The 19,211-nt window shown below is 50.1% G+C and carries 20 protein-coding genes and 1 pseudogene; 12 read left to right on the forward strand and 9 right to left on the reverse strand.

The window, feature by feature from the left end:
- Nucleotide 1: 1 nt before the first annotated feature.
- Nucleotides 2-469: a YjiG family protein gene (locus MJO57_RS09610; RefSeq protein ID WP_252024868.1), complete on the forward strand. Its 468-nt coding sequence runs from the start codon at nucleotides 2-4 to the stop codon at nucleotides 467-469.
- Here the strand turns inward: MJO57_RS09610 and MJO57_RS09615 are convergent.
- Nucleotides 397-570 carry a hypothetical protein gene (locus MJO57_RS09615; protein ID WP_252024870.1) on the reverse strand — a complete coding sequence of 58 codons (174 nt, stop codon included), beginning with the start codon at nucleotides 568-570 and terminating at the stop codon, nucleotides 397-399. The two genes, MJO57_RS09610 and MJO57_RS09615, sit on opposite strands and share 73 nt — an antisense overlap.
- On the opposite strand from MJO57_RS09615, the gene MJO57_RS09620 reads away from it, so the two are divergent.
- The 3 genes from MJO57_RS09620 to MJO57_RS09630 all read left to right on the forward strand — a co-directional run bounded on the left by MJO57_RS09620 (nucleotide 569) and on the right by MJO57_RS09630 (nucleotide 3,213).
- Nucleotides 569-2,083, forward strand: coding sequence for an IS66 family transposase (locus tag MJO57_RS09620; RefSeq protein ID WP_252017330.1), 1,515 nt, complete (start codon nucleotides 569-571; stop codon nucleotides 2,081-2,083). The two genes, MJO57_RS09615 and MJO57_RS09620, sit on opposite strands and share 2 nt — an antisense overlap.
- A 108-nt stretch (nucleotides 2,084-2,191) precedes the next feature.
- Nucleotides 2,192-2,467, forward strand: a complete 276-nt coding sequence (locus MJO57_RS09625) for a DUF406 family protein (protein WP_252024872.1) — start codon at nucleotides 2,192-2,194, stop codon at nucleotides 2,465-2,467.
- Nucleotides 2,468-2,604: 137 nt separating this feature from the next.
- On the forward strand, nucleotides 2,605-3,213 hold the full coding sequence (locus MJO57_RS09630) for a tRNA-uridine aminocarboxypropyltransferase (protein ID WP_252024874.1): 609 nt from the start codon (nucleotides 2,605-2,607) through the stop codon (nucleotides 3,211-3,213).
- A 4-nt stretch (nucleotides 3,214-3,217) separates the two neighbouring features.
- Here the strand turns inward: MJO57_RS09630 and MJO57_RS09635 are convergent, their stop codons facing one another.
- Nucleotides 3,218-3,763 carry a thioredoxin family protein gene (locus MJO57_RS09635; RefSeq protein WP_252024876.1) on the reverse strand — a complete coding sequence of 182 codons (546 nt, stop codon included), beginning with the start codon at nucleotides 3,761-3,763 and terminating at the stop codon, nucleotides 3,218-3,220.
- Between the two features lie 131 nt (nucleotides 3,764-3,894).
- On the opposite strand from MJO57_RS09635, the gene MJO57_RS09640 reads away from it, so the two are divergent.
- The 4 genes from MJO57_RS09640 to MJO57_RS09655 all read left to right on the forward strand — a co-directional run bounded on the left by MJO57_RS09640 (nucleotide 3,895) and on the right by MJO57_RS09655 (nucleotide 8,087).
- Nucleotides 3,895-4,533, forward strand: coding sequence for a TetR/AcrR family transcriptional regulator (locus tag MJO57_RS09640; RefSeq protein ID WP_252024878.1), 639 nt, complete (start codon nucleotides 3,895-3,897; stop codon nucleotides 4,531-4,533).
- Nucleotides 4,534-4,648: 115 nt separating this feature from the next.
- Nucleotides 4,649-5,659, forward strand: a complete 1,011-nt coding sequence (locus tag MJO57_RS09645) for a nucleoid-associated protein (RefSeq protein WP_252024880.1) — start codon at nucleotides 4,649-4,651, stop codon at nucleotides 5,657-5,659.
- A gap of 219 nt (nucleotides 5,660-5,878) precedes the next feature.
- A complete protein-coding gene (locus tag MJO57_RS09650; RefSeq protein WP_252024882.1) occupies nucleotides 5,879-6,661 on the forward strand; it encodes a hypothetical protein in 783 nt (260 codons plus the stop codon).
- Between the two features lie 385 nt (nucleotides 6,662-7,046).
- Nucleotides 7,047-8,087, forward strand: a complete 1,041-nt coding sequence (locus MJO57_RS09655) for an IS1595 family transposase (protein WP_252017335.1) — start codon at nucleotides 7,047-7,049, stop codon at nucleotides 8,085-8,087.
- 90 nt (nucleotides 8,088-8,177) lie between these two features.
- Here MJO57_RS09655 and MJO57_RS09660 read toward each other — a convergent pair whose 3' ends face one another.
- The 4 genes and pseudogenes from MJO57_RS09660 to MJO57_RS33205 all read right to left on the reverse strand — a co-directional run.
- Nucleotides 8,178-8,504: a transposase gene (locus MJO57_RS09660; RefSeq protein WP_252024885.1), complete on the reverse strand. Its 327-nt coding sequence runs from the start codon at nucleotides 8,502-8,504 to the stop codon at nucleotides 8,178-8,180.
- On the reverse strand, nucleotides 8,458-9,102 hold the full coding sequence (locus tag MJO57_RS09665; RefSeq protein ID WP_252024887.1) for a hypothetical protein: 645 nt from the start codon (nucleotides 9,100-9,102) through the stop codon (nucleotides 8,458-8,460). Before MJO57_RS09665 ends, MJO57_RS09660 begins: the two co-directional genes overlap by 47 nt.
- 95 nt (nucleotides 9,103-9,197) lie before the next feature.
- Nucleotides 9,198-11,102, reverse strand: a complete 1,905-nt coding sequence (locus MJO57_RS09670) for an ankyrin repeat domain-containing protein (protein ID WP_252024888.1) — start codon at nucleotides 11,100-11,102, stop codon at nucleotides 9,198-9,200.
- A 21-nt stretch (nucleotides 11,103-11,123) separates the two neighbouring features.
- A pseudogene (locus MJO57_RS33205) lies at nucleotides 11,124-11,336 on the reverse strand (RING finger domain-containing protein); the annotation flags it as partial.
- 253 nt (nucleotides 11,337-11,589) lie between these two features.
- Between MJO57_RS33205 and MJO57_RS09675 the strand changes: the two are divergent.
- The 3 genes from MJO57_RS09675 to tdh all read left to right on the forward strand — a co-directional run bounded on the left by MJO57_RS09675 (nucleotide 11,590) and on the right by tdh (nucleotide 15,295).
- On the forward strand, nucleotides 11,590-12,486 hold the full coding sequence (locus tag MJO57_RS09675; protein ID WP_252024890.1) for a transposase: 897 nt from the start codon (nucleotides 11,590-11,592) through the stop codon (nucleotides 12,484-12,486).
- Nucleotides 12,487-12,990: 504 nt separating this feature from the next.
- Complete coding sequence (locus tag MJO57_RS09680) at nucleotides 12,991-14,199, forward strand: glycine C-acetyltransferase (protein WP_252024902.1); 1,209 nt, start codon at nucleotides 12,991-12,993, stop codon at nucleotides 14,197-14,199.
- A 70-nt stretch (nucleotides 14,200-14,269) separates the two neighbouring features.
- Nucleotides 14,270-15,295 carry an L-threonine 3-dehydrogenase gene (tdh, locus tag MJO57_RS09685; protein ID WP_252026998.1) on the forward strand — a complete coding sequence of 342 codons (1,026 nt, stop codon included), beginning with the start codon at nucleotides 14,270-14,272 and terminating at the stop codon, nucleotides 15,293-15,295.
- A gap of 64 nt (nucleotides 15,296-15,359) precedes the next feature.
- Here the strand turns inward: tdh and folE are convergent, their stop codons facing one another.
- Entirely contained in the window at nucleotides 15,360-15,911 is a 552-nt protein-coding gene (folE, locus tag MJO57_RS09690) for a GTP cyclohydrolase I FolE (RefSeq protein WP_252024904.1), read from the reverse strand.
- Nucleotides 15,912-16,196: 285 nt separating this feature from the next.
- On the opposite strand from folE, the gene MJO57_RS09695 reads away from it, so the two are divergent.
- Nucleotides 16,197-16,748, forward strand: coding sequence for a hypothetical protein (locus MJO57_RS09695; protein ID WP_252024906.1), 552 nt, complete (start codon nucleotides 16,197-16,199; stop codon nucleotides 16,746-16,748).
- Nucleotides 16,749-16,845: 97 nt separating this feature from the next.
- On the opposite strand, the gene yaaA is transcribed toward MJO57_RS09695, so the two are convergent.
- Both yaaA and MJO57_RS09705 read right to left on the reverse strand, forming a co-directional pair.
- A complete protein-coding gene (gene yaaA / locus MJO57_RS09700; RefSeq protein ID WP_252024908.1) occupies nucleotides 16,846-17,622 on the reverse strand; it encodes a peroxide stress protein YaaA in 777 nt (258 codons plus the stop codon).
- Between the two features lie 185 nt (nucleotides 17,623-17,807).
- Nucleotides 17,808-19,211, reverse strand: a complete 1,404-nt coding sequence (locus MJO57_RS09705) for a PhoH family protein (protein WP_252024910.1) — start codon at nucleotides 19,209-19,211, stop codon at nucleotides 17,808-17,810.

Genomic DNA, 19,211 nt, shown 5'->3' on the forward strand with positions numbered 1-19,211 from the left:
CATGAGTGCAGCACCTGACAGTAAAAAGATGATCACTGACGTCTTTGTGGAAGGCGCCCGTAAAGGCTGGGGCATTGGCATCGGGAGCATTATCCCGAACATCATGATGGCCTTCGTGATCATCAAGATTCTGTCCCTGACCGGTTTTCTGAATGTTCTGGCCACCGTCTTTGGCCCGGTAATGGCGCTGTTTGGCGTACCCGGTGAAGGGGCTGCCGTACTGATGGCGGCCGTGATGTCCATGGGTGGCGCGGTCGGTGTTGCCGTCGGCCTGTTAAATGAAGGTGCCCTGCACGCCCGCGACATTGCCATTCTGGCCCCTGCTATTTACCTGATGGGTTCCACCATTCAATACGCTGGCCGTATTCTTGGCGTTGTCGGTACCGATGGTCGCCGTTACCCGGTCATGTTCGGGATCTGTATCCTGAACTCTCTGATGGCCATGTTTGTCATGAATCTGCTGGTGTGAATCTTTATTCGTAACTGTTCAGCACCCCCACATAAATCTGGAATTTTCTGATTTTTATACCATCCTCTTAAGCACCATTTTTCCACAATATTCGCCAGCATGATTCCAGAACTACCCGCAACTATGTCGGCTGAGATTCTCTTGAAAGAGAATGCAGAGCTGCGGATGAGAGTTGCCTGTCTGGAAGAGCGATGTCGAGAATTGGAAGAAAAGGTTGGCAAGAACAGTCAAAACAGCAGCAAGCCGCCATCGTCTGATGGTTATCAAAAACCTTGTAAAAACAGTAATTCTCCAGATCATTCTGACGACCTTTCCGCAGATAAAGGTACCGATCCATCGGATGAAAAACCCAATCCTAAAAGTCTGAGACAGTCTTCTGGTAATAAAGCCGGTGGAAAGAAAGGGCATCAGGGCACTTGTCTTAAACAGGTCGATATCCCTGACTATATTGAGTACCTTCCGGTTAAAGAATGCAATAAATGTCAGGCGTCTCTTCTTGATAGTGAGCCGGTCAAATATATTGAACGACAGGTGTTTGAACCAGGGAGACCGGGTGAATTTGAAGTAACGGCCCATAGAGCTGAAGTAAAAATCTGCACTTGTGGTTGTCGGAATCAGGCTGAATTCCCGGAAGGTGTTACCGCTGCCGCACAATATGGCTCAGCCACACAGGCTATGGCCGTCTATCTTAACCAATACCATTTCCTGCCTTTTAAGCGCGTGTCAGAGTATTTTAATACTCTCTATAAAATGAGTGTAAGTGCAGGCACTGTCGCCAATTTTGTGGCCAGAACCTATGAAAATCTGGCTTCTACTGAAGAGGTTATTCGTGACGCCTTGCGGGAATCGTCTGTTGCCGGAGCCGATGAAACGGGTATGCGGGCCGAGGGCTCTTTGCACTGGCTACACGTTATGCGGGATGAACAATGGACGCTCTACTACTTGTCTGAAAAGCGAGGTCGTGAGGCCATGGACACGATGGGCATACTGCTAACATTTGCAGGCGTTCTGGTTCATGATCATTGGAAATCCTATTTTGCATATGCGGCAACTCACGTACTTTGCAATGCCCATCACCTGAGGGAGCTTTTGGGTGTTGTTGATAGGGACAGCAATCAACTGGCGTTGCGATTGATGAAGCTACTGAGGCTTTCCTGGCATTACTGCAAGGGCTTTAAGACCATAGGTATGCTACAGATGCCAAGTGTTGTCTGTGAACGAATCGAGAAGATTTATGACCGGTTGCTTCAGCGGGCTCTAATGAAAGAAGTCGTCTATATGGAGAAGCAACGAGAGGAGCTTAAGCGCAAGAAAGTCAAGAATACTAAAGCTTACAATCTCTTCAAACGACTCACTGAGTTCAAGGCTGAGACACTGCGCTTCATGTCAGATTTTACCATTCCCTTCGATAACAATGGCAGTGAGCGGGATGTTCGAATGGCCAAGTTAAAGCAGAAAATCTCAGGCTGCTTCAGGAGTGCAGACGGTGGTTCTATGTTTGCACGGATTCGCAGCTATTTGTCGTCTGCCAGAAAACAGGGAATGGACATATATCAATCACTTCATAGAGCTGTTCGGAATTACTGTAATATGCCTTTGCTCAGTGCTGAATAGTTACCTTTATTCAACGCTATGATCCGGGTTCGATAATAAAAAAGCTGGGTATTTCCCCGGCTTTTTTCGTTTGGACGACAGTAAAAATATTGAAAGTAGGTAGCCGCCATGAATGAGAAAGATCCTTACGAAAGCCTGGCCTGTAACTGCGTGGAAGTTGGTACCATCATAAAAGAAGACGATACCGTTCTGACCATCGACCTGTCCGGCGTCAATGCGGAATCTCGATTTGATGCGCTGAAAGAAGAAGCGGTAAAAATCGGTTCCGGTAACTGCAAGATCTCTGCTGAAACTGTTGATGAAAACGGCCAGACAGTGATTCGTGCCATGTTTGAGTTTGATTGCACCGCTGAAAAGCTGATTTTTCAGATGAAGAACGCCTGATTATCCCGCCTGGCGAATGGTATCACAATGCTATTCGCTGGCTATCAAACCTTCTGGCAACCCTGTTATCATCATTGGCTGAAACCTCTCAGGGTCATCAAGACAGAAGAGCAATACCACATACACTATTCATAATCATGCCAAGACCCCTGTGCCGCGGATGCCAACGCCCACAAAAGCAGTGTTACTGTAAAGCGCTCAAGGAAGAGGCTGCCTGCATGGATATTATTATCCTGCAGCACCCCAGAGAGTCCAGACACCCATTGAATACGGCGCGCATTCTGGAGCTGGGTATCGGTAATTGCGAGGTATGGGTGGGTGAAGATTTTTCCAATCATTCACAACTTCTGAAAACGCTGGCAGAAAAGAACTGCTACCTGCTATTTCCCGGAGCGAATGCCAGGGCCAGCCAGGATGTCCTGCGAACTGAGACGCCGGAAGTACTGATTATCCTGGATGGAACCTGGCGAAAAGCCAAAAAGATTTATTACTGCAACCCACTGCTGCAACAGTTGCCCGGTATTGAACTGACTGATCTTTCCCTATCCGATTATCGCATTCGAAAAGCACCCGGAGCAGGCGCCTTATCAACGGTAGAAGCTGCGGTTAACCTGCTGCGTCAGGCCAGCCGGGACAGCAAAGCACATCAGCAGCTTCTGGACACATTCAGTCTTATGATTGACCAGCAGATCAATGCCATGGGACAGGAGGTTTTCAGGAAAAACTATCCACAGGGCAATGGCTGACCAACTACTTTCGCCACTTGATATTACAGCCGATACTGGGCTTTTGGTCTTCACTGACAGGCAGGCCTTTCAGTAGAGCAGTCATTGCACTGCGGAGATCGTTACCGGTCACCGGCTTGCCATTCCCGGGCCTTGAGTTGTCAAACTGGCCGCGATAAACGCAGGTCAAACCACCATCAAACAGAAAAAAGTCCGGCGTACATTCCGCTTGATAGGCTTTAGCCACCTGTTGCGTCTCATCATAAAGGTATGGAAATCCATAACGCTTTTGAGCCATCAACTCAGGGCTATCCTGGGGATAGTCTGCCACATCATTGGCACTGATCGCGACAATCCCCAGATCTGTGCCATGAAACTCCTTACCCAATGCCACCAGCGCCTCTTCAATATGAACAACGTAAGGACAATGGTTACAGATAAACATCACCAGAAGCCCTTTACTTCCTGCCACATCAGCCACTGTTTTTTCTGTTCCTGTGAAAACATCCGGCAAACTGAAATCCGGAGCCTGAAAACCCAGTTCAACCATAGAAGACGGTGTGAGTGCCATGATTTGTCACCTCTGTTTTTTTGGTCTGTTGTTTAGTCCGGAATGTTTCTGCAATGCACCGGAATCATGGCATAAGCAATGCCCCGGCACCACAGGGCTGTTAACAGAACTCAAAACTCTGCTAACTTAGAATGACAATAATCAATAGTGAGCCTATGGGAAGATCATCCTTATTCAACCGGCAACAGGTGTTAAGCGACGCTCTTGAGCTTTTCTGGTCCAGGGGGTTTTATGCCTGCTCATTGAAGCAACTGGAAGAAGCCACTGAAATGCACCCGGGTAGCCTTTATTATCACTTCCGGAATAAAGAGCGATTATTTCTCTGCATTCTTGAGCACTATCTTGAATGGCAGCTGCAACCAAGAATCGATAAATACCTGGCCTACAATCCATCGCTACTGGATCTCCGCCGCTTCTTTACTTCCGGTTATCGTCATGGTCAGGATGCCAGCTATCGAAACTGTTGTTTCCTGATCAATACCAGCAACGAACTCCATCTACTGCCATCCGAAGCATCAGAACTGGTGCAGAAAGGCATCCAGATGCTACGACATGGCTTTATTGACTTTATTGGGAAATATACGGAACCGGACAAAAACGGCAGTGCTGCTATTGACCGTGAGGTCATCGCCAGTGAGCTATTGAACCTGTACATGAGCATCCAGCTAATGGCCAAAATAAATCCGAACCAGCATGCCCTGGACAAACAGGTCAGGCAGAGCCTGGATAACCTCTTTACTCCTCTCCTGCCCCGGCAAAGCCCGCCATGATGGACTCAGCCCAACCCATCGCCAACGGCAGTTCCGGAAGTTTGCCGAATAAAGCAAAACACACAGAATCCCTGTACCATATTGAGTATCAATTCGGACTTTTCAGCATCAAGTCATGACCATCAAACAGATTATTGTTCACAAACTGGACCTTGCCCACGGTTCAGAGCAGTTACAAGCCATTCCAGCTTCCCAAAGTCTGGTCTCCTCCCCCTCTCTGGAGCTGGTTCTGGACGACTTGCTGCAAACCTATAATAAAAAACCGGACAAGTGCTATGGCCAGTTTTCCGACCTGGCAGAGGACAGTTTTCCTGAGCGCCTGAAGCAATATATGGATCAGAGTTCCGATGAGCAGGCTGCCGGTTTTACCCGGCTCACCACTGACACACTGACCAGCCTTGGGCAAAACCTCAGTGAGGCCGGAGCCATCAATGGTGGCTACGTGATGTTCGCCGACTATCAACAGGGCCTGACCCGGTATCTACTGCTTTGCATGCTCAGCAGCCAGAACAGTGTCACCATTACGGATGAGCTGACCATTCAGGACACGTCTTACCTGGACACCGCCCGGATGTCACTGGCCTGTCGTATCAATATCACCGACTGGCAGAAAAACCCGGAAGCGGGGCGCTATTTATCGTTTCTTCGTCCAAAGGGAGGCAAATGTCTCAGTAGCGTATTCCAGGAGGTGATTGGCTGCAGCGAAACCAGCAGCAGCAAAGAAGAAGCCGATACCCTGCTCAAGGCAGTGGAGGCCTATTGTCAGGAGGAGCCGGTGGAAGAGAACCGAACCATTGTTAAACGACAGGTTTATGATTATTGCCAGAACAAACTGGACGAAGGCGAAAGCCTCTCCATGCAGGAGCTGACCGGCCACCTGAGTGAAGCCGGCCCGGACGACTTTGCCCGCTTTGTCAACACTCAGGATTATGACATGAGCACCCCGATGTCCCCTGAACGCCGCAAGTTGACGCAGCTGGTACGCTATACCGGGCGAAGCAAGGGACTCAGCCTCTCTTTTGATGCAGAGCTGCTTGGCGGGCAGATTCGCTATGATGAAGTCAATGACCAGCTAATCATTACAGGAGTTCCAGACAAGCTGAAAGCCCAGCTTAAGCAAGCTTAAAAAGAACAAGTGCCTGCACTGTCTATTTCAGAGCAATTTTGCTACAAATAATAATGGCGCAGAAGGCTGGCAAACCAGCCTCCATACAAACCTGGCATCCATGGACGGATATCCACATACTGGTGAAGCGTTGATCTCAGGACCACCGGGGTCAACCGCCTACAGCCAGCAACCGGATTGCCGATAACATTCTGCTTAAAGACCAACCCGGAAGCTATCATGACGTTTCGAGCTGTAATCTTTATTGCTTTTACCACTTTCTTTCTGGTAACCAGTGCAAAGGCCAGTAAGACAAATGCTGCATTATCACTGGAGAACATTATTCAGCAGGAAATTGATCTCAATGAAATGCTGATCAATATTCACCGATTACAGCTGGATTTTCTCGATCAAGCGGCGCGGGAAGCACTTCAAGAGGCGCAGCAGGCATTGAACATCAGCGTTCATTCCATGCCAAAGCAAACCACTGACCTTGAAACCGATGAACTTCTGACCACGTTCATTGCTCTGTGGCCCGTTATCAACAAACATATTACCTGGCTGAGTACGATTCCAGTCGGTGCAGAGGCTCCTCCAGCAAACTCGTTGTTGCGCGCTCTGGCCAAAATGGATCGCCAACTGATTCTGTTGAGGCAAAAAGCGGCCAGCGCGCAATCAGAAGCGTCTCAGGAACTTCGCTTTCTTGAGCAAGCGCTATTAATGCAGCACATAACCAGAGACTATCTGAGTTTAATGATTGCGGAGCAAAGCACCGAGCTAACGATGGTCAGCCAGAAGCAACTCAAAGCACTGGCCGATCGGTTTGGCAGGCGCATGACAGCATTTAATAACGAGTTGAGTGATCATCCTCATGCCATGGTGCCTGTTCAGCAGGCACACGCAGCCTGGTCATTCATTCACAGTCGTTTCGAGAAGTTTCCAGAACAACAGACCCCTGATCTGGTGGTACGCTACGGGAATAGAATTGTCAGAAAACTCTCTTCAGTACATCGCATGTTCTAGGAGCCTGTCGGACTTAAGCGTCCGTAGCGAGGATTGCGAGAAATTGAGGATAAAAATTTCTGATTCTGAGGAGAATAGCAGGGCTATTTGACGAAGAAGCAGGAATTTTTAGACCAATTTATCGCAACCGCAGTAGGACAGCCTTAAGTCCGACAGGCTCCTAGTGCAGAAAAGCGCTAATACCCATACAGCCAGACTCCTCGTTCCCATGTTCTGCGTGAGAATGCATACCGGAGCCTGCCAGATGCAAAACAATCTATTTATGCCCGGAATCATGAGAGTTTAATGGAGACCCACAGTTCCACAGAGGCCCGGTCTGGGCTAAGTTACCGTTAATGGTTGAATCAGCTAAACTCCCATAAAATCTACGTTGTAGGGGAGTGATATGCAATCTGAACTCTTCCAGAATTTTATTGATTCCATTTCAACATTAACCAGTGAACAGCGAGACATTCTTAACAACTCGCTCCTTAGTACTCAAATAGAGGTTACCGAGGTAGTAGAAACCACTGACTCTGAACCTGTTTACAGTGAATCTATACCCAATAACGATAATGCAACACCTGACGTAGAAAAGAGCATACTTGCCCAATTTGCCGAAAACCCCAGGTGCCCCAAATGCAAAAGCCATAGCGTTGGTCGCTGGGGCATACGAAATGGCCGACAGCGCTACCACTGCAAGACTTGCGACTCAACGTTTAACGCCTTTAGTGGAACGCCTTTGGCAAGGCTCAGGCACCCTGAAAAATGGAACAAGTACCTCGCAGGTATGACTCACTCTATGGTCTTGCGACCAGCTGCTGCTGAGAATGCCATTGACTTGAAAACTGCGTTCCGCTGGCGTCACCGCTTTCTTGAAGTGATTAATAATGATCAAGCAGAAGAGCTTTGTGGCATTACTGAGCTTGATGAAACATTTTTCCGTGAATCCTTCAAAGGGCAAAGAGAAGGCCTTCCACGGCCAACCCGAAAGCGGGGTAATGATCCCAACAAAGCCCGAAAAGTCCCGGTAATGGTGGCTCGGGACCGTAATCGAAATACCGTTGACGGTGTATTAGAAAACGAAAGTGCTAATGAATTGTGCAGGCATTTAAATGGCCGCATATCGATACAGGCCACGGTCTGTGCGGATGCACACCTCGCTCACGAAAAACTTGCTGACAAGCTTGGATTTGTCTTCAAGGAGCTGGTGACATCAGCAGGTCAACATGTTGTTGAAGGCATCTACCACATCCAGACTGTAAATTCTTATCACAGTCATTTAAAACGCTGGATTGGCGGCGTATTCCAAGGGGTTGCAACTCGTTACCTTCCCCATTATCTGGCCTGGAGGCGAGAACTGACGGCAGCAAAAAAATTAACTGTTGGCCGGTTGATCAGCAGAATTACTGAACATTGGTGCTTCCAACCATTAACGGTAACTTAGCCCCCGGTCTGCATTCCCACGGGGGAGAGGTTGTCGCTAAAGCCTCATTATCAGGAGCATAGCCTGCCATCTGGCAGGCTATGAGTACCTTTATTTGGTTATACTGCCATCATTGTATATCTGTAACGTCGCTGCATTAACCCGACTCAGGTTATAAGCCAGCAAGTGGAGACTAAACTCCAATCTGACAGCCTTTAGTCCCCGACGACGAAACCGATTTAAGCCCTGCACCGTTCTCAGATAACCAAACACCGGCTCAACCATTGCCTGTCGTTTTTTAAACACCACCTTTGCTGCCGGATGTTCCATGACTGTTTTCAACGCATCCCTTGCGTCGTCTACTTTGAAACGCCTGATTCGACGGCCAGTCTTACTGGTTGTGCATTGGCTTCGAAGATGGCTTATACGATGCGGCATGCCCCCGTCCCCGCTTCATTTTCTGAACGACAGCCTCGGACTCAACGGGGCAAATACGGAAGTCTTCTGGCTTGCTACCTGCCCGCTTTCGTAGTGCTTGACGTTCCTGTAACTTGTTAAAGACATCTGTCTTTTTTTCGACATCGGCCTTTTTGATGGGGTCTTCCGGTTTTTTTTCTAACTGCTGTTGAGCTTCTTCCAGAGCGGTTTTTACTGCTTCTTCCCTGATCAGGTGGTAATGGGAGCAAGCAGCATGAACTAAAGTACCATCACCGGCAAGACGATCACCTTTTGAATGCGTTCTCCTGAGTACTGTTTTTACTATGGACTCAAAGAAAGAGCCGGTCAGTTGCTCGGCGTGGCGGTTAATAAAGCGGCCAATATTAGCATGGTCGGGGAATATTCCACCGCTGACCCACAGATAGTTTTTGAGCGATGTATTACCCAGGTAAATAGTTTCAGCATCAGGAGAAATAAAGCACCTTTGCGATGAATGCGAAGGCTTTACCGGTTCACTTTCCACTTCACTCTGGGTGATGGGCGCAAAAATATCGAATTGGGGCGTTCGATCAATGTGTACTTTTTGTTTTGTCGTCATTGTTTCAGAGGTACAAGCAGGCAATTTCTGTATCGTACCTGCTTGAGGGTTTCGCGACAGCCTCCGGAGCGTGGGAACGAGGCAATATTACCACGCTATGACCTGGGGACGGTAACGTAGGTGAGGTCCGCTTTGGCGTCAATCAGGGCTTTCAGGCACTCAGTGTGACCGTTCCGGGCAGCGATGTCCGCCGGGGTAGCGCCGTCGGAAGTCCGGGCGGCGTTGGGGTCCGCCCTGGCGTCGATCAGGGCTTTCAGGCACTCAGTGTGACCGTTCTGGGCAGCGATGTACGCCGGGGTGGTGCCGTCGGAAGTCCGGGCGGCGTTGGGGTCCGCCCTGGCGTCGATCAGGGCTTTCAGGCACTCAGTGTGGCCGTTCTGGGCAGCGATGTACACCGGGGTGACGCCGGAAGTCCGGGCGGCGTTGGGGTCTGCCCCGGCGTCGAGCAGGGCTTTCAGGCACTCAGTGTGACCGTTCTGGGCAGCGATGTACGCCGGGGTGGCACCGTCGGAAGTCAGGGGGGCGTTGGGGTCCGCCCCGGCGTCGATCAGGGCTTTCAGGCACTCAGTGTGACCGTTCTGGGCAGCGATGTACGCCGGGGTGGTACCGTCGGAAGTCCGGGCGACGTTGGGGTCTGCCCCGGCGTCGATCAGGGCTTTCAGGCACTCAGTGCGACCCTCCTGGGCAGCGATGTACGCCGGGGTGGTGCCGTCGGTAGTCCGGGCGGCGTTGGGGTCCGCCCTGGCGTCGACCAGGGCTTTCAGGCACTCAGTTTGACCGTAACAGGCAGCGATGTACGCCGGGGTGGTGCCATCGGAAGTCCGGGCGGCGTTGAGGTCCGCCCTGGCGTCGATCAGGGCTTTCAGGCACTCAGTGTGACCGTTCTGGGCAGCGATGTACGCCGGGGTGGCACCGTCGGAAGTCAGAGTGGCGTTGGGGTCCGCCCCGGCGTCGATCAGGGTTTTCAGGCACTCAGTGTGACCGTTACAGGCAGCGATGTACGCCGGGGTCGTGCCGTCGGAAGTCCGGGCGGCGTTGAGGTCCGCCCTGGCGTCGATCAGGGCTTTCAGGCACTCAGTGTGACCGTTACAGGCAGCGACGTACGCCGGGGTGGTGCCGTCGGAAGTCCGGGCGGCGTTGGGGTCCGCCCTGGCGTCGATCAGGGCTTTCAGGCACTCAGTGAGACCGTTCTGGGCAGCGATGTACGCCGGGGTGGCGCCGTCGAAAGTCCGGGCGGCGTTGGGGTCCGCCCCGGCGTCGATCAGGGCTTTCAGGCACTCAGTGTGACCGTTCTGGGCTGCGATGTACGCCGGGGTGGTGCCGTCGGAAGTCCGGGCGGCGTTGGGGTCCGCCCCGGCGTCGATCAGGGCTCTCAGGCACTCAGTGCGACCCTCCTGGGCAGCGATGTACACCGGGGTGGCGCCGTCGGAAGTCCGGGTGGCGTTGGGGTCTGCCCCGGCGTCGATCAGGGCTCTCAGGCACTCAGTGTGACCGTTCTGGGCAGCGATGTACGCCGGGGTGGCACCGTCGGAAGTCCGGGCGGCGTTGGGGGCCGCCCTGGCGTCGATCAGGGCTTCCAGGCACAGAGTGTGACCCTTTTGGGCAGCGATGAACGCCGGGGTGGCGCCGTCGGAAGTCCGGGCGACGTTGGGGTCCGCCCCGGCGTTGATCAGGGCTCTCAGGCACTCAGTGTGACCCATCTGGGCAGCGATGTACGCCGGGGTAGCGCCGTCAGAAGTCAGAGTGGTGTTGGGGTCCGCCCCGGCGTCGATCAGGGTTTTCAGGCACTCAGTGTCACCCTTCAGGGCAGCGATGAACAAAAGATGAATATGCTCGCCGGACACAACAGACCAGAACGTCTGCCGGACAATCTCTGAATCAAGTACCAACAATCTCTGCAATGTCTTGAGATCACCTGTACGGGCGGCCTGCAAAGGCAAGGACTCACAGTAAGGGGAATCTTCATAGAGGCGGGCACCCGTCTCACGTACCAGAGGCAACGCCTCTTGCCGACAGAACGCACAACTCCGTGTGGCGACACCCTTCTTTTGCTGTTCGTCGAACCACCTGGAAACGCAGCTAAGGTCGTAGCGATGGCCGCAGTGGGTTTTGACAACCGTGGGCGCCACAATACGATCATGAAAAGCCTCAAAACAAATAACACAGATATTATGATCTGTAGGCGCATTCCTATCTTCTGTAGGAATATGAAAAGGCGATCCGACAACATCCATACACAAAAAAACAGTATTAATAAATTAGTAATACCGATAGGACTGAAAAAAAATACGGTAGTTCAATAAAACTGACCACCTTCCTGTTGGCAATGGAAAACCTATTCGCGTTCACCGGCAATGCCTGCAAGGCATTGACCGCAACGTGGTGATAATACGTACAAATGCCTGTTCAATGGTGCGCCTTACTGATCCACTATTAGTTATCTACTCAAGTTACGCACCTTGCTGAAAATCAGCCATTATTGGTGGCATGAAAAATGATCTCATAGAACTTTATTCTGACTACCTGTTGTCGTCGTCTGGGAAGACCACTGCAACGGGAGTGTCAGAGCTTTTGGATAATGTCTACAGTCATGACCAATTCACCCGATTGCTTTCAAACAATGAGTTTACCAGTCGTGACTTATGGCTTTACGTTAAACCCGTCGTGCGACAGGTTGAGTGCAGTGATGGGGTTTTGATCTTTGACGATACGATTCAGGAAAAGCAGTTCAGCAAAGAGAATGCCCTGAACACCTGGCATTTTGATCATACAAAAAATCGCACCGTGAAAGGTATAAATCTGCTCAATGCACACTACCATGCCGGAGATGCGTCGATTCCTGTCGCCTATAAATTGATCGAGAAAACCATCCTGTACACCGACTTGAAGACAAAAAAGGTAAGACGATATGCAGAGCAAACCAAAAATGAAATGATGCGGGAGATGCTGATGATTTGCTGCCATAACCAGCTTATGTTCCGCTATGTCCTTGCAGATAGCTGGTTTTGCTCAAACGACAATATGATGTTTATTCGACACGACTGTAATAAACATTTCCTGATGGCGATGAAGTCAAACCGCAAGGTATCCCTCAGTCTGGACGACAAATTACAAGGCCGTTCACAGCGTATAGATACTGTTGATTTTTCAGAAGATAAGCCTGTACAAGGGTGGATAGCAGGTGTCGATTTCCCTGTTCTGCTATACCGTCAGGTCTTTAAAAACAAAGACGGAAGCACAGGCATTCTCTATCTGGTTTGCAGCGATCTTGACTGTGATGCCGAGACTCTCAAGGCAATCTACGAGAAACGGTGGAAAGTCGAGGTCTTCCATAAAACGCTGAGGCTCTATTTTGATTACGAACTGCTCTACAGTGAAAACTGACTGTAGGTCACGAAAAACAAGGATTGGGCAACATTACCGGACAATATGCTGACAACCTTTGTAGATAAAGGGCTTCAGCAATGTTCAACCCAGTAGCAGTCTGAAATCCTACAAGAGCCAACGCTGAAATCGAATGCGTCAATGGCCAAGTCACCGGCGCATACTGTGAGAACACAGAGTAATCATATCTTTCTTTCAATTTACTCAGCCTTCAGGTTGGAAGTATTGTCATTGAAAGTAAATCTGAATCACTTTCAGCTCAGAGCCAAAATCTATATGGCAGGGCTGAAAGCTTCGTTGGGGCAGCTGAGAGAGCTGTTAGCTGCGTAACTTCAGTTATCTACAATGATCTGGTTGATGGCAGTAGCCAATCTAATGCTCTGAAACTGTTGATTTAACTGCAATCATGCCCGTGTTATCGGGGTAGACAGGTGTATTGGCGACGGTGCGTCTGGTGGATGATCAAAGGCGGGGCGTTGGAAATTACAGAGAACAGGAGTCGAAATGAAGGCCGATTTTTATGCAGGGCTGAGCAAGCAGCTGGATGAGCTGAAGCAGGAAGGGCTTTATAAAAGTGAGCGGGTGATCAGCTCCCAGCAGCAGGCTGAAATCAAGGTGCTCTCGAATGGTGAGAGCGGCGAAGAGGTACTTAATTTTTGTGCCAATAACTATCTGGGACTGGCCAATGCACCGGAACTGATCGAAGCGGGCAAGCAGGGGCTGGACCAGTACGGTTACGGTATGGCATCCGTGCGCTTTATCTGTGGTACCCAGACGGTTCATAAAGATCTGGAGGCGCGCATTTCCGGGTTTCTGGGAATGGAAGATACCATTCTTTACCCCTCTTGCTTTGATGCCAATGGCGGCCTTTTTGAAACGATTCTGGGTCCGGATGACGCCATTATCAGTGATGCGCTGAATCATGCCAGTATCATTGATGGCGTTCGCCTGTCTAAAGCCAAGCGCTTTCGATACGCCAATAACGATATGGCTGATCTGGAAGCTCAGCTGCAGGCAGCAGAAGCTGCGGGTGCCAGAACTAAACTGATTGCTACCGATGGCGTGTTCTCGATGGATGGGGTGATTGCCAACCTGAAAGGCGTGTGCGATCTGGCTGATAAATACGGTGCACTGGTGATGGTGGATGATTGCCATGCCACCGGATTTATTGGTGAAAAAGGTGCTGGTACTCCGGAGTTCTGTGGGGTTATGGGACGTGTGGATATTCTTACCGGTACACTGGGCAAAGCTCTGGGGGGGGCTTCTGGTGGTTACACCTCGGGCAAAAAAGAGGTGATTGACTGGTTGCGTAACCGTTCACGCCCTTACCTGTTTTCCAATACACTGGCTCCCAGTATTGCGGCGGCTTCTGTTAAAGTATTTGACATGCTGGCTTCAGGTGCCGAGCTGCGGCGGAAAGTGCGTGATAATGCAGAATATTTCCGCTCTGAAATGACCAGACTGGGCTTTACCCTGGCCGGTGCCGACCATCCGATTGTTCCGGTCATGCTGGGCGATGCATCCCTTGCCGGGAAATTTGCGGACCGTATGCTGGAAGAAGGCATTTACGTGGTTGGCTTCTCCTTCCCGGTAGTACCAAAAGGGCAGGCGAGAATTCGTACCCAGATGTCTGCAGCCCACAGTAGAGAACATCTGGACAAAGCCATTGCCGCTTTCGCCAGGGTTGGCCGGGAGTTGGGAGTTATCAGCTGATATCCCTGCTGATTTACATGACAGCTGGCTTGTTATGCTCAATAGCAAGCCCATTGAGAAAACTGAAACTGTGAAGACATTAGCCAAAAGCAAAGCAGAACCCGGTATCTGGATGGAAGACCACCCCAAACCAGAAGTGGGTTACAACGATGTACTGATCACAATCCGTAAAACGGCCATCTGTGGTACTGATATGCATATCTATCACTGGGATGAATGGTCGCAGAAAACCATCCCGGTTGGTATGCATGTCGGCCATGAATTTGTTGGCGAAATCGTTGGCATGGGCGAGGGTGTTCGAGGTTTTGAGGTTGGGCAGCGGGTTTCCGGTGAAGGCCATATTACCTGTGGTCATTGCCGTAACTGCCGCGCTGGTCGGCGTCATCTTTGTAACTTTACGGTCGGGGTTGGCGTTAATCGTGATGGTGCTTTTGCAGAATACCTGGTGATTCCGGCGGTTAATGCCTTCCCGATTCCTGATGATATCAGTGATGACCTGGCCGCCATTTTTGACCCGTTTGGAAATGCGGTTCATACAGCGCTTTCCTTTGATCTGGTCGGAGAAGACGTGCTGATTACCGGCGCTGGCCCTATCGGCATTATGGCAGTTGCCATCTGTAAGCACGTCGGTGCCCGTAATGTGGTAATCACCGATGTGAACGAATACCGTCTGGATCTGGCTCGAAAAATGGGTGCAACCCGGGCCGTTAATGTGGCCAATACCGACCTGAAAGAAGTGATGACAGAGCTGGGCATGGTCGAAGGCTTTGACGTTGGCCTTGAAATGTCCGGCAATGGTCGTGCATTTGAACAGATGCTGGAAAATATGAACCATGGAGGCAAGGTAGCACTGTTGGGAATTCCAGCCAGTGACACGGTGATTGACTGGAACCAGGTTATCTTCAAAGGTCTGGTGATCAAAGGTATCTATGGTCGGGAAATGTTTGAGACCTGGTACAAGATGACCAGTATGCTGCAGTCCGGTCTGGATATCTCACCGATCATTACTCACCGGTTCCCGATTGACGATTTTGAGCAAGGTTTTCAAATCATGGGGTCCGGGCAGTCTGGAAAAGTGATACTTGACTGGAGCTAACTCAGATCCCGGTAACAAAAAAGCCAGCGACTGCTGGCTTTTTTGTTACAAGTGATGAAGATGATCAGCGAATAAAACGCAGAAACTCTTCACGGGTTGGTTGATTATCTTTCATCAGGCCTCGCATTACCGAAGAGGTCATGGAGGAGTTCTGTTTTTCAACACCGCGCATCATCATGCACATGTGTTGTGCTTCAATCACCACGGCAACCCCTTTTGCCCCGGTGACTTCCATAATGGCATCGGCAATCTGCCGGGTCATGTTTTCCTGAATCTGCAGGCGCCGGGCGAACATATCCACAATGCGGGCAAATTTGGATAGGCCCAGCACCTTACCACTGGGTACATAGCCAATGTGGCACTTGCCAATAAAGGGCAGCAGGTGATGCTCGCACATGGAGTAAAGTTCAATGTCTTTGATGACCACCATTTCGCTGATATCAGACTCAAACACCGCACCATTAACGATGTCTTCCAGTATCTGGTGATAACCCCTGGTCAGGTATTGCATTGCTTTGGCAGCGCGGAGCGGCGTATCTCGAAGGCCTTCCCGATGAATATCTTCACCGACGGACTCTATAATGGCCTTGTAGTGCTCGCTGATTCTTTGAGACATTGGAAGACTTATCACTGCATGGTTAACGGACTGAACGGCAGTTTAACACAATTGATACATAACCCGGAAAGCACCTGAACGACTTTTATTTGGACGGTTTTGAACAATTTGAACCATGAGAAAGTGTTGCCAATGTCAACATGAACGACGCAACCATTGCCAGTAGTTTGAAGGCTGTCTGTTTGTCAGGCAGGTTTTCTGGTTTTTATTTATTTTCTCTTTCCGTCCCTATACCCTTGTAACGATTGTCGGCACTGTTCTGGCTTGCCCTGGGGAGGATAAGGAATGCTTTGGAAGACGGTTTCGGGAAAGCACTTTGTTGCCATGGTCTTTTTGCTGATCATGCTTTCCGGTTGTGGTTCATTCGCTGCAAAAGATCCATCAATGACCAGCGCTTCTACAGCCGATCAGGCAGGCTGCCAGTCGCTTTTTACCCTGTTCAGTAGCAGCAATAATAACTTTGAGAGCATTCGCTTCCGCCCGTCATATAAATACAGGTTCACGCTCTGGGAGAGCCGCTATCAGCTGATAGAGAACAGCTGTCAGATATGGCAATGGGGTGATCAATACAGTTATCTGTGCAACAAGGCTTATCCTGATCAGGAAACCGCTCATCAGGCATATGAGCAGGCTCAGACCTTTATTAATCAGTGCCTGGGTGAACATCCCAATGGATGGTATGAAAAGCAGGGCTTGCTTGAAGCGCGGGGAGAGGAGACACAATACCTGCTCGAAGATCAGGTTCGAGGATTTTTAAGGAAGCAGAGTACTCCCGGTTTGTTTAAAGACAGCTGGTCTGTCTATTTCTGGGTTGACTCACCTTCTGTGCTGCGCTGATCCGTTATTGATCCGATATCTCCAGTCCTTGCAAAGCTTCAACGGCCCGCTTTCTGTATACCAGAAAGCGGGAGTGGCAATTATCGTAGCAGAGGTCTTAACCTTGGGCTTCCCTGGTAAACACCCACTCCTTATCAGAGGACATGGCTTCATTGAAGGCGTAGCCTTCATAGTCAAAACCTTTTAATTTTTCTGGCTGGTCAATGTTGTGGTTAATGGCATAGCGGCACATCAGGCCACGGGCTTTTTTGGCATAAAAGCTGATGATTTTGTATTGTCCGTTCTTCCAGTCTTTAAATACCGGCGTAATGATCTGTCCATTAATCTGCTTGGGCTGAACCGATTTGTAATATTCATTTGATGCAAGATTGACCAGTACCTGGCTCTTCTGAGCGGCTAACTCTTTATTCAGCTGTTCTGTGATCAGGCTGTCCCAGAACTGATAGAGATCCTTACCGCGCTGATTGGCAAATCGTGTACCCATCTCCAGGCGGTAGGCCTGCATCAGGTCCAATGGGCGGAGAAGGCCATACAGGCCAGAGAGAATTCTCAAATGCTGCTGGGCAAATGACAGCTGTTTGTCATTCAGTGTTTCAGCATCAAGGCCTGTGTAAACATCCCCTTTGAATGCCAGCAGGGCCTGCTTGGCATTGTCCAGACTGAACGGTGTTGACCACGCCTGGAAACGGGCTGCATTGAGTTGGGACAGCTTATCACTGATGCTCATCAAGCTGCCAATATCAGCCGGGCTTAATTCACGAAGCTCTTCAATGAGCAGAGCGGACTGGTCAAGAAAGTCTGGTTGAGTAAATTTTTTGGTCGTGGGCGATGTTTCGTAGTCCAGGGTTTTGGCTGGAGATATAACGAGCAGCATTAAACACTCCCTGATTATCCAGGCTGATTATACTGATGACAATAGTAGAGCAGGGAGCGTTCCTTTAATAGAGCTGAAAGGCTTAATAAGCTCTATCGTGACCATTGGTAATGGCTATCTGGCATAAAAAATAGCAAGCCCCGGCTGTTAAGTTCCGGGGCTTTGTCGTAATGACGATGAATTAATTACAGGTGGACTTCAGCATAAGCGGCCAGTGGTGACCTGGGTACACCCTGAAGCTGCATTGAACCTCCATGGGGAAAATGCTTCAGGCGTTCAGTCATATAGGTTAACCCGGAGCTGGTGGCTGCCAGATACGGTGTATCGATCTGGGCCAGGTTGCCAAGGCAGATAACTTTACTGCCGACACCAGCGCGGGTGATGATGGTTTTGATCTGGTGGGGGGTCAGGTTCTGACACTCATCAATGATGATCAGACTCTGCTGGAAACTCCTGCCACGGATGTAGTTCAGGGATTTGAAATGGAGCGGTACCCGGTCGAGTATGTACTCCACACTGCTGTTGGTGGACTCGTCATCGTTGTGCAGCGCTTCCAGGTTGTCGGTAATAGCGCCCAGCCAGGGTTCCATCTTTTCCGCCTCGGTGCCTGGCAGGAAGCCAATATCTTCATCCAGGCCCCGGGTTGAACGGGTTGCTATAATCCTCCGATACTGTTTGGTGGCAATGGTCATTTCAATAGCGGCTGCCAGAGCCAGAATTGTCTTGCCAGAACCTGCTGCTCCATTGAGATTAACCAGATGTACATCCGGGTCAAGAAGGAGATTCAGGGCCATGCCCTGGTTGATGTTTAATGGTCTCAACCCCCAAGCTTCCTGATGCATCAGGCTCTCTCTGCTGTGGTGTTGAAGGCTTACCTGTTCATCTGATATGTCGATGACTTTTGCTACAAACCCTTGGTCGTCTAAAAGGAACTTGTTGAGATACAGCTCTTCGGCAAACGCATTCTTATCCAGGGTATGAATGGTTTTACCATCAAGCTGTATGGTTTTTACTTCATTTACCCGGTCCCAGAAGTTGCCTTCATAATGGATATAACCTTTGGTCAGTAAGCCAATATCACTGACCAGCTGATCACTGTGATAGTCTTCAGTAAGAATTCCGCAGCCCCTGGCTTTGAGGCGCATATTAATGTCTTTGGTTACCAGTATGAATTGACGGTTCGGGTGGGCTTTCTGATACTGACAGATGTCGTTGATTATCTGGTTATCGTTATTGCTGCTGGGGAGTGTGGTAATTTTATCATCGGCATGACTCATCATGATGGAGAGTGTGCCGGATGTTTTATTGATGTGGCTTCTCTGGATCGGGACTCCCTGCTCTATCTGTGCAGGTGTGGCTGTACCCAGAATGTTATCAATCAGTCGTATGGCCTGACGGCAGTCAGCGGCGATGGTTTGTTTGCCGTTCTTCAGTTTGTCCAGTTCTTCCAGAACGGTGATGGGAATCAGTACCTGATGTTCTTCAAAGTTGAGGATGGAGTTAGGGTCATGAATCAGGACGTTACTGTCCAGTATGTAGGTGGTAGTAATGGGTGAGTTTTTTGGCCTGGTTTCCAGGGCATGTCCCAT

The sequence above is a fragment of the Endozoicomonas sp. SCSIO W0465 genome, assembly GCF_023716865.1.
GTDB lineage: Bacteria > Pseudomonadota > Gammaproteobacteria > Pseudomonadales > Endozoicomonadaceae > Endozoicomonas.